The organism is Flavicella marina (assembly GCF_009193215.1).
Taxonomy (GTDB): Bacteria; Bacteroidota; Bacteroidia; order Flavobacteriales; family Flavobacteriaceae; genus Flavicella; species Flavicella marina.
The window spans coordinates 29,164-41,447 of the sequence record NZ_VYVA01000006.1 but is presented as its reverse complement, the minus strand read 5'-3'; the positions used below and the strand labels follow the sequence as shown (position 1 = coordinate 41,447).

The 12,284-nt window shown below is 33.7% G+C and carries 17 protein-coding genes; 8 read left to right on the top strand and 9 right to left on the bottom strand.

What is annotated here, in order from left to right:
• Nucleotides 1-99 precede the first annotated feature (99 nt).
• Nucleotides 100-567 (bottom strand): Dps family protein, encoded by a 468-nt coding sequence (locus F6P99_RS12005; RefSeq protein ID WP_152287737.1) that lies wholly within the window; start codon nucleotides 565-567, stop codon nucleotides 100-102.
• A gap of 161 nt (nucleotides 568-728) precedes the next feature.
• On the opposite strand from F6P99_RS12005, the gene F6P99_RS12000 reads away from it, so the two are divergent.
• The 5 genes from F6P99_RS12000 to F6P99_RS11980 all read left to right on the top strand — a co-directional run bounded on the left by F6P99_RS12000 (nucleotide 729) and on the right by F6P99_RS11980 (nucleotide 4,995).
• Nucleotides 729-1,499, top strand: coding sequence for a glycerophosphodiester phosphodiesterase family protein (locus F6P99_RS12000; RefSeq protein ID WP_152287736.1), 771 nt, complete (start codon nucleotides 729-731; stop codon nucleotides 1,497-1,499).
• Complete coding sequence (locus F6P99_RS11995) at nucleotides 1,486-3,024, top strand: glycerol-3-phosphate dehydrogenase/oxidase (RefSeq protein WP_152287735.1); 1,539 nt, start codon at nucleotides 1,486-1,488, stop codon at nucleotides 3,022-3,024. The genes F6P99_RS12000 and F6P99_RS11995 overlap by 14 nt, the downstream gene beginning before the upstream one ends.
• 130 nt (nucleotides 3,025-3,154) lie before the next feature.
• Entirely contained in the window at nucleotides 3,155-3,721 is a 567-nt protein-coding gene (locus F6P99_RS11990) for a 30S ribosomal protein S16 (protein WP_152287734.1), read from the top strand.
• Between the two features lie 14 nt (nucleotides 3,722-3,735).
• On the top strand, nucleotides 3,736-4,260 hold the full coding sequence (rimM, locus tag F6P99_RS11985) for a ribosome maturation factor RimM (RefSeq protein ID WP_152287733.1): 525 nt from the start codon (nucleotides 3,736-3,738) through the stop codon (nucleotides 4,258-4,260).
• Between the two features lie 21 nt (nucleotides 4,261-4,281).
• Entirely contained in the window at nucleotides 4,282-4,995 is a 714-nt protein-coding gene (locus tag F6P99_RS11980) for a tRNA1(Val) (adenine(37)-N6)-methyltransferase (RefSeq protein ID WP_152287732.1), read from the top strand.
• 52 nt (nucleotides 4,996-5,047) lie between these two features.
• Here F6P99_RS11980 and F6P99_RS11975 read toward each other — a convergent pair whose 3' ends face one another.
• The 3 genes from F6P99_RS11975 to F6P99_RS11965 are packed head-to-tail and all read right to left on the bottom strand — an operon-like array spanning nucleotide 5,048 to nucleotide 6,343.
• Nucleotides 5,048-5,350, bottom strand: coding sequence for a rhodanese-like domain-containing protein (locus tag F6P99_RS11975; protein WP_152287731.1), 303 nt, complete (start codon nucleotides 5,348-5,350; stop codon nucleotides 5,048-5,050).
• Nucleotides 5,350-5,739, bottom strand: a complete 390-nt coding sequence (locus tag F6P99_RS11970; RefSeq protein WP_152287730.1) for a rhodanese-like domain-containing protein — start codon at nucleotides 5,737-5,739, stop codon at nucleotides 5,350-5,352. Before F6P99_RS11970 ends, F6P99_RS11975 begins: the two co-directional genes overlap by 1 nt.
• Nucleotide 5,740: 1 nt before the next feature.
• A complete protein-coding gene (locus tag F6P99_RS11965) occupies nucleotides 5,741-6,343 on the bottom strand; it encodes a thioredoxin family protein (protein ID WP_152287729.1) in 603 nt (200 codons plus the stop codon).
• A 102-nt stretch (nucleotides 6,344-6,445) separates the two neighbouring features.
• Between F6P99_RS11965 and F6P99_RS11960 the strand changes: the two genes are divergently transcribed.
• Complete coding sequence (locus F6P99_RS11960; protein ID WP_152287728.1) at nucleotides 6,446-6,826, top strand: DUF423 domain-containing protein; 381 nt, start codon at nucleotides 6,446-6,448, stop codon at nucleotides 6,824-6,826.
• Here the strand turns inward: F6P99_RS11960 and F6P99_RS11955 are convergent.
• Together F6P99_RS11955 and F6P99_RS11950 are read right to left on the bottom strand one after the other, a co-directional pair.
• On the bottom strand, nucleotides 6,813-7,217 hold the full coding sequence (locus F6P99_RS11955; RefSeq protein WP_152287727.1) for a DUF6146 family protein: 405 nt from the start codon (nucleotides 7,215-7,217) through the stop codon (nucleotides 6,813-6,815). The genes F6P99_RS11960 and F6P99_RS11955 overlap by 14 nt on opposite strands.
• A 44-nt stretch (nucleotides 7,218-7,261) precedes the next feature.
• The gene (locus tag F6P99_RS11950) at nucleotides 7,262-7,645 is read right to left on the bottom strand and encodes a VOC family protein (RefSeq protein ID WP_152287726.1); all 384 of its coding nucleotides are present in this window, start codon (nucleotides 7,643-7,645) and stop codon (nucleotides 7,262-7,264) included.
• A 157-nt stretch (nucleotides 7,646-7,802) separates the two neighbouring features.
• Between F6P99_RS11950 and F6P99_RS11945 the strand changes: the two genes are divergently transcribed.
• Complete coding sequence (locus F6P99_RS11945) at nucleotides 7,803-8,723, top strand: ion channel (RefSeq protein ID WP_152287725.1); 921 nt, start codon at nucleotides 7,803-7,805, stop codon at nucleotides 8,721-8,723.
• Here F6P99_RS11945 and F6P99_RS11940 read toward each other — a convergent pair.
• On the bottom strand, nucleotides 8,720-8,908 hold the full coding sequence (locus F6P99_RS11940; protein WP_152287724.1) for a hypothetical protein: 189 nt from the start codon (nucleotides 8,906-8,908) through the stop codon (nucleotides 8,720-8,722). The genes F6P99_RS11945 and F6P99_RS11940 overlap by 4 nt on opposite strands.
• 80 nt (nucleotides 8,909-8,988) lie before the next feature.
• Here F6P99_RS11940 and F6P99_RS11935 point away from each other — a divergent pair, with 80 nt between their 5' ends.
• The gene (locus tag F6P99_RS11935) at nucleotides 8,989-9,375 is read left to right on the top strand and encodes a pyrophosphohydrolase domain-containing protein (RefSeq protein ID WP_152287723.1); all 387 of its coding nucleotides are present in this window, start codon (nucleotides 8,989-8,991) and stop codon (nucleotides 9,373-9,375) included.
• Nucleotides 9,376-9,653: 278 nt separating this feature from the next.
• Here F6P99_RS11935 and nadB read toward each other — a convergent pair whose 3' ends face one another.
• Together nadB and nadA are read right to left on the bottom strand one after the other, a co-directional pair.
• The gene (nadB, locus tag F6P99_RS11930) at nucleotides 9,654-11,222 is read right to left on the bottom strand and encodes an L-aspartate oxidase (RefSeq protein WP_152287722.1); all 1,569 of its coding nucleotides are present in this window, start codon (nucleotides 11,220-11,222) and stop codon (nucleotides 9,654-9,656) included.
• Between the two features lie 26 nt (nucleotides 11,223-11,248).
• Nucleotides 11,249-12,247, bottom strand: a complete 999-nt coding sequence (nadA, locus tag F6P99_RS11925; protein ID WP_152287721.1) for a quinolinate synthase NadA — start codon at nucleotides 12,245-12,247, stop codon at nucleotides 11,249-11,251.
• Between the last annotated feature and the right edge of the window lie 37 nt (nucleotides 12,248-12,284).

Sequence of the window (12,284 nt, the reverse complement as noted above, 5' to 3'; positions counted from 1 at the left end):
ATTTACTACGAATTTTCAAAAATTAGATTTTTATTCAAAACCAAAAAAGGTCGAAACTAATTCAAGTTTCAACCTTTTAATATTTGTAGTCTTAATAGCTTATTTTAGATACGAATTCAGCATCCAAATTACCTTTTCAGTTTCGGTAATATAATCACTCATTAAACTTGCAGTACCTTCATCATCAGCATCACCGGCATCAGCAAGTATTTCTCTTTCTTGTGCTATCAGCACTCCAAAGTTTTTCAACACAATTTCAACTCCTTTCGTACCATCGGTCACTGATTTTTCTTCTTTTATTTTTGCAGTTTTCACGTAATCTGTAAAGGTATGTAAAGGTTCACCTTCTAAGGTCAATATACGCTCAGCAATTTCATCAATTTTCACAACTGCATTGTCGTAAAACTCTTCGAATTTCAAATGCAACTCAAAAAAATCTTTTCCTTTAATATTCCAATGCAAACCTCTTACGTTTTGATAAAACAATTGGTAATCTGCCAATAATTGATTTAACTTTTTAGCCAATACATTTGCCTTTTCTATTCCTATTCCTATACTATTTTTCATAATTTCTATCTTTTATAATTCTTAATCTTTTGTCATACAAAGATGCGAAAAACCAACATATAAACAAAATTGATAGTTTTTATTTAATCATAATCAAATACTATCAACAGTACTCGTTTTCGCTTCTGTTTTCTATTTTTTATCATTAAACTTGTACTAATATGGAAAAGCTTGATTCAAAAATAATTGCACACCGAGGCGCTTCATTTGACGCCCCGGAAAACACACTGCATGCGATAAACCTAGCTTGGAAGCAAGGCATAAAAAAAGTTGAAATTGATGTTCATTTGACACTAGACAACAAAATTATTGCTTTTCACGATGCAAATACACACAAACTTACAGGCACGTATTTAGAAGTAAAAAATGAAACCTATGAAACCCTTTCACAACTAGATGTAGGTCACTGGAAAGGAATACTATGGAAAAACACTAAAATCCCAACCTTAGAAGATGTTCTAGAAACAATCCCTAAAAAAGGTATTTTGGTTATCGAAATAAAATGTAACATTGACATTGTTCCTATTCTATTAAATACAATTGAAAGAACACCTCAACACACAATAGAATTTATAAGCTTCGATTATAATATAGTAGCATTGATTAAAAAATTACAACCAAAACACAAAGCAATATGGTTGCTAGATTTAGACTACAACGAAGAAACCAAAAAAAGTACGTTATCGACAAACGATTACATTACTAAAGCGAAAAAAGCAAATTTAGATGGACTCAATGTTTGGGCAGGAAAAACTGCTGACAAACTATTTATTGACACGGTTAAAAAAAACAACCTTTTGGTTTACACATGGACCATAAATAATTTGGATACTGCCAAGCACTTTTTACACTTAAATGTGGATGCTATTACTACAGACCGGCCTAGTTGGCTGTTACAACAATTAGAAAACAAAAATAATGACAGACATTGAAAACACCCACTGGGATGTATTGATTGTAGGAGGTGGTGCAACAGGAGTTGGTTCTGCTATTGATGCTGCGTCTAGAGGTTACAAAACACTCTTAGTTGAACAACATGATTTTGGGAAAGGTACTTCTAGTAAAAGCACTAAACTTATTCATGGAGGAGTAAGATATCTGCAACAAGGAAACATATCTTTGGTAATGGAAGCACTTAAAGAAAGAGCTATCTTAAAACGAAATGCTCCCCATATTGTTTCGGATCTTGAATTTATCGTACCAAACTATGATTGGTGGGAAGGACCATTTTACGGAATAGGATTAAAGCTTTACGATTTGCTTGCCAGAAAAGAAAGCTTTGGTGATTCTATATTCTTGTCAAAAGAAGAAACAATAGAGTATTTACCTACAATAGAACAGAAAAATCTACAAGGAGGAGTTTTATACCACGATGGTCAATTCGACGATACACGGTTGCTAATTAGCATGGTTCGAACCGCCGAACATTTAGGAGCGACTTTATTGAACTATACCCAATTGAAAGAACTCACTAAAACCAATCAAAAAATTGACGGAGGTGTTATTGAATGCATCGAAACTGGTGTGCAAAAAAAAATAAAAGGCAAAGTAATCATCAACGCAACGGGAGTACATGCTGACACACTTAGAAAGAAAGATCTAAAAACATGTACTTCTTTAATGAAAGGAAGTCAGGGAATTCATATCGTTTTAGATAAGGATTTTTTACCTGGAAACAAGGCTATCATGATTCCTCAAACAAACGATGGAAGGGTATTATTTGCTGTTCCTTGGCATGGAAAAGTTCTAGTGGGCACTACAGACACCGCACTAGAATCTTACCCAATAAACCCTGTTCCGAAAGAAAAAGAAATAGAGTTTTTATTAAACCACACAGCACAATACTTAACCAAAAACCCTAAAAGAACAGATGTGAAAAGTGTCTTTTCTGGTATCCGACCGTTAGTTTCAAACAAAAATTCAAATAACACATCAGAAATATCACGTGAACATCGCATAGAAATCAGCGAAAGTGGTTTGGTTAGTATCATGGGAGGAAAATGGACAACCTACAGAAAAATGGCCAAAGATGTAATCAACAAAGCATCGACTCTTGTCGGACTTCCTCGTGTGAAATCTAAAACACTTCATCTTAAACTACACGGTTATGATGTAAACTCAAACAATTATGAACACTTAAAATCATATGGTTCAGATGCTATCCTCATAAATAATCTATATAAAGAAAACAGTAGTTTCAAAAAGCCAATTCATAAAGACTATGCAATTACAATCGGCCAACTTATCTTTTCAATACGTTATGAACACGCGAAAACCATCGAAGACTTACTAGCCCGAAGAACAAGGCTGTTGTTTCTAGATGTAAAAGCCTCACTCGAAGCTGCAGAAACTGTTGGAAAATTACTTCAAGATGAATTAAAAAAAGACAATTCTTGGTTACATTCAGAGTTAGAAAATTTCAAAACTACCGCCAGAACCTACCAAATACAACTTTAACAAACTTGCATTGAATTAACCTGCTAAACTTCAAAGAATTATTTTTTTAAAAAATCATTCAAGAATTGATAAAAAAGTGTAATTTTGCAGCTCATTAATAATCAAGGTCGAGTACCTTAAAATTTAAATTATGTCAGTAAAAATTAGACTACAAAGACACGGTAAAAAAGGAAAACCATTTTATTCAATCGTAGCAGCAGATGCTCGTTCTAAAAGAGATGGTAAATTCTTAGAGAAATTAGGAACTTACAACCCTAACACAAACCCAGCAACAATCGATTTAGATGTTGACGGAGCTGTTCAATGGTTACAAAACGGAGCACAACCTACAGATACTGCGAAAGCAATCTTATCTTACAAAGGTGCAATGTTGAAAAATCACTTAGTAGGTGGAGTTCGTAAAGGAGCTATCACTGAAGAACAAGCAGAAGAAAAATTCAACGCATGGGTTGCTGAAAAAGAAGCAAGAATTCAAGCTAAGAAAGACGGATTATCTGCAGCTGAGGCTGAAGCAAAAGCAAAAGCATTTGCAGCTGAACAAGCAGTAAACCAAAAACGTATTGATGACGCTCAAGCTGCAGAAGATGCATTGAAAGCTGAGGCTGCTGCTGCAGAAGCAGAAGCTGCTGCTGAAGCTGCCGCATCTGAAGAAGCTGCTCCAGAAGCAGATGCTACTGAAGAAAAAGCTGCTGAGTAAATCATTTTAACGAGATGCGTAAAGAAGATTGTTTTTATTTAGGCAAAATCGTTAGAAAACACAGTTTTAAAGGTGAAGTTGTTATCAAATTAGATACCGATGAACCTGAAATGTACCAAGAAATGGAATCAGTTTTTGTCAATTTAGGCAATAACTTGATTCCATTTTTTATTGAAAACTCTTTACTACAAAAAGGGAATCAACTCAGAGTTCGATTCGAAAACATCGATTCTGAAGAAGATGCAGAAGCTATTCTAAAAGCTGGCATCTATCTACCATTGGATTTGCTACCTAAACTAACCGGTAAGAAGTTTTATTTTCATGAAATTATAGATTTTCAAGTTGAAGATGAAAAATACGGGAATATTGGTACGATAACAGGTGTCAATGACACTACCGCTCAACCCTTATTTGAAGTTGCATTTGGATCTGCCCAAATGTTGATTCCAATGTTGGATGAATTCATCATTAAAGTAGATCGCGAAAATAAAATAATGCATCTTAAAACCCCTGAAGGTTTAGTTGATATGTATCGCTAATACTCTTTTGATAAGCAACATATGAGCAAACAACCTTTTCAATTCAAAGAATTTTCTGTTCAACAAGATCAATGTGCCATGAAAATTGGTACAGATGGTGTATTATTGGGAGCTTGGGCAACGGTGAAAAATGAATTTTCAACGCTAGATTTAGGCACGGGAACTGGTGTAATAAGCTTAATGCTAGCACAGCGAAGTGATGCTGAAATTATAGATGCTATCGAAATTGACGGGCCTGCTTTCGAACAAGCTGTTCAAAATTTCGAGAATAGTCCATGGAGCGATCGCTTATTTTGCTACCATGCCTCTTTGCAAGAATTTGCAGAAGAAATCGACGACAAATACGATTTGATTATTAGCAATCCTCCTTTTTACACAGATGCAAATCCTTCAGAAAATAAAGAACGTAGCCTAGCTCGTTTTGAAGACGCTATGCCTTTTGAACACCTGGCTAATGCAGCGGCTCAACTTTTAACTCCAAACGGCATTTTTTCTCTTGTTATTCCTTTTAAAGAAGAAGCTACATTTACCGAGATCGCAAAACAGAACAACCTCCACTTGAATAGAGTTTGCAGGGTTAAAGGAACAGCAACCAGTCCAATCAAAAGAAGTTTGATGGAATTTTCTTTTGAAGAATCTTCAATCATTGAAGAAAGTTTAACATTAGAAATTTCGCGCCATCACTATACTGACGCATATAAAAACTTGGTGAAAGATTTTTATTTGAAGTTATAAAAAAAGCTTTCAAATTTCTCTGAAAGCCTTTTTTTCTATATAATTTCGAATATCAATTCAAATTCACCCAACTTCCTCCGTTGTAGCACTCAATTCCTGCTCCTTTCAATATCGAAGTTGCAGAACCACTACGCATACCACTTGCACAACACAGAACCACAGGTTTGTTCATTTTATTAATTTTATTTATCTGACCTGTGATCGTTGGCAATGGCATATTAATACTTCCTGCAACATGCCCTTGTTGAAACTCTCCTTCTGAACGAACATCAATTATAACCGCTCCTTTTTCTAAAACTTCTTGTATCATTTTCTTTCTTTTTTTACCGATTCCTAAAAAGTCTAATAATCCCATTAATTTCTTTTTTTTATTTTTTTATTTGATTGTTTCCACGCATTCATTCCTCCCTCTAAATGAAATACAGAAGTATATCCTTGTTCTTTAAAAAATCGCACAGCCTTTCCACTCCTGCTCCCAGACCTGCAATAGATATAAATTGTTTTATTTTTAGGTACCGTTCTATAATTATTATAAAAGTCACTGCTCATGATATCAAGAACTGTCGCTCCCTCTATTATTCCCTCTGCAACTTCACTTGGAGTTCGAACATCTAATAAAAAACTATCTTCTTGATAAATTTTACGTTCAAATTCTTCTACATTTAGATCTGTTTCACTTTTATTCTGACAACTCACGACAGTGATTGCCAGAAACAACGCGAATACCATTTTCTTATAGAGCATATTACCTCCAGTTTTTTATTAATTCAACAAATTCTGACTGAATAGATTTTGACTTATCTTTCGCATACCACTTGTGCAAATTTGCAGCAAAATCATTTTTATCCATTTCTGGATGCGTCTCTTTGTAAGCTACAACTTTTTCTTGTATTGCCATAGGACGAGGTCCCCAGGTACCCAACTCTTCGTTTGTTTCTGAATCAAAACAAATTAATTTAGGAACCGCTTTTCCTCCATTTGTCAAATATTGATTCATGATTTCAGGGTTTTCATCTCTGAACATTATTTTCAATTCAATATTAGAAAAAGCATCAGCCATTTTCGCAATAATTGGTAGGTTTTGTGAACCATCGGCACACCAACCTTCTATCAATACATACCAAGACAATTTTCTCTTTAGAGTAGCATCCAATGCAATGATCTCATCAGACAATTTTGTTTTCGCGTCATGTCTTTTCATTCGGTGCAGGTTCATTTCTGTTGTTTGTAATAGAGCCTCTGACTGAACATCACCCGAAACCAAACCTTTATCAAATAACGAAATTACTTCTTCTGTATACGCTTTATAAGAATACATTTGTGGCTTTTTACTTATCGTTGCTTCCATAACTTTAAATTTATACCACAAAAGTACAGCATGAATTTGGTGTGGAAAGTAACATTAGTTACACAAGCAAAAAATCGATAACTTCGCAAAAACTATGATTTTATGAAAACCAACCTACTTTTTTTCACAGCAATTTTAGGAGCTCTAGGAATTGTTTTAGGCGCATTTGGTGCCCATGCTTTGAAAGATGTCTTATCAGAAAACTCGATAAAAAGCTTTGAAACTGGTGTTCGTTATCAAATGCTACATGTGATCGTATTGTTGATTGTAAACACAACCCAAAAATTAAATGCAAAGACAAGCAAACGAATTAGTTTATTTTTCTTAACCGGTATCGTGTTATTCTCAGGTTCAATTTATGCATTAACAGCATTAAAAATACCTGCGAAATTTATTTGGTTTGTTACTCCGATCGGAGGTTTGTTTTTAATTGCCGGATGGGTATATCTTGCAATAGCATTTTTAAAGACTACAAAAAACTAACTTTGTACTTATACTCTACAAACTTAAAGTAATTGTATAATTTGTAATTCACTTCCAGTCCATAGTTGGCATTGGGGTCATAATCTATTCTCTGTTCGTAAATAGCTGGCTGATATCTATAAGGCTCTCTGACACGAATATTCCACTCTGTTACATAGAATTTATTCTTAATGATATAATATGATTCTGAATAATACCACATTGGCTTGGCAATACTATTTAAATAGGTTTGAAAACCTTGATCTATAATAATAATTTCATATTCAAGACTGTCGTTTGCGATGACAACCACTTCTTGTTTGTCAAGTACTTGTGTGCTTTTTTTCACTGTTTTACATGAAAACAGCAATATCCCAAAAAGGAAAACGACAAGTAACTTTTTACACAACATATCGGTCTAATTCATAATTTTAGCTACTACTTAGTAGGTCTATATTAAACAGCTTCGTTAATTTCAATCCAATAGCCATCTAAATCTTGAAAATAAAATTGCTTTACACCATCTTTTCTAATGTAATTTTTAGTGGGTGTATCTAGCCAATCAGAATAATCAATCTTTAAATTTTCTAAATGTTTTATAAATAAGGATACATCTGCAGTAGCTAAAGCGAAATGTACAGCTTTATTTATTTTTATTTCAGCATCTGGTCGAGGAATAAGGTGAAGTTGTTTTCCTTCGTTCAATGACAACCATCTTGTTTTTGAGTTTGAAGCAGTATTCTCTATTTCTTGAAGTTCCAACACTTTTTTATAAAATTCAATAGATTTATTGACATCTTTGACTGAAATAGCGATGTGATTTAATGAAAAACTAAACATGTTAATACAAATAAAATTAAGTTTGAATTATAGCTGTTTGAACAAGTATTGCAAATAACACTCTCTGCTTTTTATGTGGATAATTTACAACAAAAGCAGAAACGGTGAAAATATATTTCATTAGAAAGTTTCTATATTTGTCTTTAGCGCAGTTACTATGGCAAGAAAAATAAAAGATCCTGGTTTAGGGTACTCATCAGATAAAAATGTTCAAAGCTTTATCAACCCTGATGGAAGTCCCAATATCTTACACCTAAATCGAGAAAGAAATTTCGATGATTTATACACCTATTTATTGAGTTTGTCTTGGGTTTCTTTTTTGAGTCTGGTTACCCTAGGTTTTATTTTATTGAATACCTTTTTTGCGTTTATTTATCTATGGATAGGCATAGAACATCTATCAAGTCTACCGGTAGGATTTTGGGGCGACTTTGTAAATGCTTTTAATTTTAGTGCTCAAACCATTACAACTGTTGGGTATGGAAGCATCTCTCCTACGAGTTTGTTAAGTGGTATTGTTTCTTCTATAGAAGCTCTTATAGGTCTCATGAGTTTTTCATTCATTACAGGTTTGCTATATGGTAGATTTTCAAAACCCAAACCCTCGGTTCGATTTAGCAGAACATTCTTAGTTCGAAAATTTGAAGAAGACAGAGCACTTATGTTCCGACTGTCTAGCAAACGAACTACAATAATGATTGAACCAGAGATCAAAGTAACGTTAACGATAAGTGAATCAGACAAATCAGGTGAATTCAAACGTTCGTTTTATCAATTAAAACTTGAAAGGGAGAAAATAACCTATCTACCAACGATGTGGACCCTTGTCCATAAAATTGACCACACGAGTCCTCTTTACAAATACAGCGACGAAGAATTGCAACAATTGAAGGCCAATTTGTACATCTTATTTCAGTACCACGAAGATTCGTTTGCTCAAAAAGTATACAAGTTACATTCGTATCAATTTGAAGACTTGCAAACAAATGTGCAATTCAAATCTTCAGTAAAGTTTAGCGAAGAAGGTCAAATTGTTTTGGATCACAATTTACTGAACCAAACAGAACCATTGGTTTAATGAATCAGTATTCTTAACACAATAAAAACAAAAATCACGACCACACAAGCAATACCGACTTTGTAGCCTACATTTTTATAATGCAATTTATGACGTTGTATATCTTTTCTGTAACTCCAAATCATCAGTGCTATAAAGGCTACCACAAAAAAACCGGCAAAAGCCAACTGTCCGCTACTAAACATAATTTTGTATTTTAGGCAAAAATAATCAAAACAAAAGGAGATAGCGAATCCTAAAAAAATAATTTCGAAAATATTATAAAATGAAAAACAAAATAAAAGCTGTTCAAGAATTTCATCAATCTTTTAAATTAGGTATCAACCATGAGCCAATTGCCGATTTAGGTGAAGCTAAAAACAAGTTGCGTTTCAACTTAATGGCCGAAGAGAACGAAGAGTACTTAGAAGCAGCAAATAACAATGATATTATTGAAGTAGCTGATGCTTTAGGAGATATGTTGTACATCCTTTGTGGGACTATTCTAGAACATGGTATGCAATATAAAATAGAAGAAGTCTTCAATGAAATACAAAGAAGTAACATGAGTAAGTTGGGAGAAGATGGAAAACCTATTTATCGTGAAGATGGAAAAGTATTGAAAGGCCCTGATTATTTCAAACCAAATATTGAAAAAATATTAAACCAATAGTCTTATCCCTAAAAATAGGGAGATAAAAATTACACTAGTTTTACGGATTGCCGATTTTGGCTGTTAAGAGTACATTTGTAGTACCCCTAAGAGTTATTTTGCAAAGGCAAAAAAACATAATAATAGAGAGAATTTGATTCTAAATCGATTTTTAAAACCTATTATTATACTGTAAAAAAGTTTCAAGTGTGGGAATTGCTATGAAAACTAAATTCTAGAAGAAAATTTTACAGTAATACAGTCTGGTTTTGCAGTTTTCATTAACTGCAAAGCTAGATTTAAGAAAAATCTTTATTGAAGAATCCTCCTTTATTTTCCTTTCTATTCATTGAGAACTTACAGATCAAATAAGCAGTTGTAATTAAATTTCTCAACTCACATAGTTCCACAGAAATAATTGACTCTTTATATAATTCTTCAGTTTCTTCGTAAATAACGCTCAACCTTTTTTCAGCACTTTTCAAACGTCTATTTGAACGAACAATTCCTACATAATCACTCATGATTTTTTGCACTGACGAACGCCCATGGGTAATCAATATATTTTCTTTATTCTGTGATGTATTTGTAGTATCCCACTCCGGAACCTCTTCATTAAAAGACACATTCTTAATAGTATGCAAACTATTAACAAAACACCTCTGTGAATAAACCAATGCTTCTAACAATGAATTTGATGCTAATCTATTTGCTCCATGCAAACCTGTAGAAGTACATTCTCCACAAGCATATAAATTTTTGATTGATGTTCTACCATCCATATCAACTTTAATTCCTCCACAGATATAATGAGCTGCTGTAACAACAGGAATCCATTTTTTTCGAACATCTATGCCCAAGCTCTTGCATTTTTCTAATATATTCGGGAAATGCTTCTTGAATTTTTTATAATTCAAATGTGTGCAATCTAAAAACACGTAATTGTCACCACTCGCTTTCAACTCAGTATCTATGGCTCTGGCGACAATATCTCTTGATGCAAGCTCTTCTCTAGAGTCATATTTTTTCATGAAGAACTCTCCTTTGGCAGTCCTTAATCTTGCTCCAAACCCTCTCACCGCTTCAGATATTAAAAATGCAGGTGATTCTTGTGGCACCTGATATAAAGCGGTTGGATGAAATTGTACAAATTCTACATCTTCTATTTGAGCTTTGGCTCTATAAGCCATCCCAATACCATCACCTGTTGCTATCAGTGGATTTGTTGTGGTAGTATATGCTTGACCACTACCTCCAGAAGCAACCATTGTAATTTTAGAAACGATCGTCTTTACTTCATTGCTATTCTTATCTAATACATATGCTCCAAAACACGTAATATCAGACAAAGTCTCTTCATTTGTTTCTTTTAAATGATGCTCCGTAATAAAATCAATCGCGTAATGTTTTTCAAGAATTTGAATATTCGGAGTTTTCGAAATCATCACCAATAAAGCACGCTCGATTTCGTAGCCTGTAATATCTTTATGATGTAGTATTCTATTTTGTGAATGACCACCTTCTTTTCCTAAATCAAAATCACCGATATTATTTTCATCAAACTGAACTCCCCAATCAATCAATTCTTGCAAACGAGCCGGTCCTTCTTCAACAACCATACGCACAACTTCTTCATTACACAAACCATCTCCTGCAATCAATGTATCTTGAATGTGTTGCTCAAAAGAATCGATATCTAAATCGTGTACAGTGGCAATTCCTCCTTGTGCATATTTGGTATTTGATTCGCTTTTATCTGCTTTGGTAACTATAATTACGTTGACATCTTTTGACTGATGTGCTACACGCAAAGCATAGGTTAACCCAGCAATACCAGAGCCTATAACAAGGTAATCGGTTTTAATCATCTTTGTGAAATACTATCAAAAATTATTTATGAAAGTGCCAACATTCTCTCGATAGGTAACAATGCTTTTTCAGCCAATTCTTTATCAACTTCTATATCTGGCAATTCGTACTTCATGCAATTGTACAATTTCTTCATGGTATTCAATTTCATGTATGCACATTCACTACAAGCACAAGTATTGTCTTCTTCAGCTGGAGCAGGAATTAAAATTTTATTTGGCACTTGACTAATCATTTCATGTAAAATACCAGCTTCAGTAGCAACAATAAATTTTTCTTTCTTACTCTCTCTTGCATACTTTAACAAACCTGCAGTAGAACCAATAAACGAAGCCGTTTTTAATATATGAGAAGGTGATTCTGGGTGCGCAATAATCTCAGCATCTGGATGCTCTTTATGTATATCTAACAATTTCTCAATAGAAAAAGCTTCATGTACCATACAAGCACCGTCCCACAGCAACATATCGCGACCAGTTTCTTTGTTTAAATAATCTCCCAGGTTTTTATCTGGAGCAAAAATTAATTTTTGATCTTTCGGAAAAGATTCAATAATTTTTACTGCATTTCCAGAAGTACAAACCACATCGCTTAAAGTCTTTATTTCTGCAGAACAGTTGATATATGTCACTACCTTATGATCTGGATGCGCCTCGATAAAAGCTTTAAAATCTGCAGGTGGACAAGAATCTGCCAACGAACATCCAGCTTTTAAATCAGGCAATAATACTTTTTTATCAGGATTTAAAATTTTCGCTGTTTCAGCCATAAAATGAACTCCAGCAAAAACAATAATATCCGCATCTGTTTTAGCAGCTTCTTGAGCTAAAGCCAAACTATCACCCACAAAATCAGCAATATCTTGAATAGCATCTTCTTGATAATAATGAGCTAAAATTACCGCATTCTTCTCCTTCTTTAATTTCTCAATCTCTTTCACATAATCCAATTTCTCAGACGATTCTACGTCTAAAAAACCTTTTGAAATCATGTTTTGTTTAGCTTTATCTAATAGTGTATCCATAATATTTAGGTTAATGGAGGTCTTTTTATATCCCAAA

Excerpts from the sequence above, each read along its gene's own strand:
- F6P99_RS11995 (WP_152287735.1), top strand. The coding sequence starts at position 1,486 with ATGACAGACATTGAAAACACCCACTGGGATGTATTGATTGTAGGAGGT.
- F6P99_RS11960 (WP_152287728.1), top strand. The coding sequence starts at position 6,446 with ATGAAAACCAACCTACTTTTTTTCACAGCAATTTTAGGAGCTCTAGGA.
- F6P99_RS11990 (WP_152287734.1), top strand. The coding sequence starts at position 3,155 with ATGTCAGTAAAAATTAGACTACAAAGACACGGTAAAAAAGGAAAACCA.
- F6P99_RS11945 (WP_152287725.1), top strand. The coding sequence starts at position 7,803 with ATGGCAAGAAAAATAAAAGATCCTGGTTTAGGGTACTCATCAGATAAA.
- F6P99_RS11980 (WP_152287732.1), top strand. The coding sequence starts at position 4,282 with ATGAGCAAACAACCTTTTCAATTCAAAGAATTTTCTGTTCAACAAGAT.
- rimM (WP_152287733.1), top strand. The coding sequence starts at position 3,736 with ATGCGTAAAGAAGATTGTTTTTATTTAGGCAAAATCGTTAGAAAACAC.
- nadB (WP_152287722.1), bottom strand. The coding sequence starts at position 11,222 with ATGATTAAAACCGATTACCTTGTTATAGGCTCTGGTATTGCTGGGTTA.
- F6P99_RS11935 (WP_152287723.1), top strand. The coding sequence starts at position 8,989 with ATGAAAAACAAAATAAAAGCTGTTCAAGAATTTCATCAATCTTTTAAA.
- F6P99_RS11940 (WP_152287724.1), bottom strand. The coding sequence starts at position 8,908 with ATGTTTAGTAGCGGACAGTTGGCTTTTGCCGGTTTTTTTGTGGTAGCC.
- F6P99_RS12000 (WP_152287736.1), top strand. The coding sequence starts at position 729 with ATGGAAAAGCTTGATTCAAAAATAATTGCACACCGAGGCGCTTCATTT.
- F6P99_RS11950 (WP_152287726.1), bottom strand. The coding sequence starts at position 7,645 with ATGTTTAGTTTTTCATTAAATCACATCGCTATTTCAGTCAAAGATGTC.
- F6P99_RS11970 (WP_152287730.1), bottom strand. The coding sequence starts at position 5,739 with ATGCTCTATAAGAAAATGGTATTCGCGTTGTTTCTGGCAATCACTGTC.
- F6P99_RS12005 (WP_152287737.1), bottom strand. The coding sequence starts at position 567 with ATGAAAAATAGTATAGGAATAGGAATAGAAAAGGCAAATGTATTGGCT.
- F6P99_RS11955 (WP_152287727.1), bottom strand. The coding sequence starts at position 7,217 with ATGTTGTGTAAAAAGTTACTTGTCGTTTTCCTTTTTGGGATATTGCTG.
- nadA (WP_152287721.1), bottom strand. The coding sequence starts at position 12,247 with ATGGATACACTATTAGATAAAGCTAAACAAAACATGATTTCAAAAGGT.
- F6P99_RS11965 (WP_152287729.1), bottom strand. The coding sequence starts at position 6,343 with ATGGAAGCAACGATAAGTAAAAAGCCACAAATGTATTCTTATAAAGCG.
- F6P99_RS11975 (WP_152287731.1), bottom strand. The coding sequence starts at position 5,350 with ATGGGATTATTAGACTTTTTAGGAATCGGTAAAAAAAGAAAGAAAATG.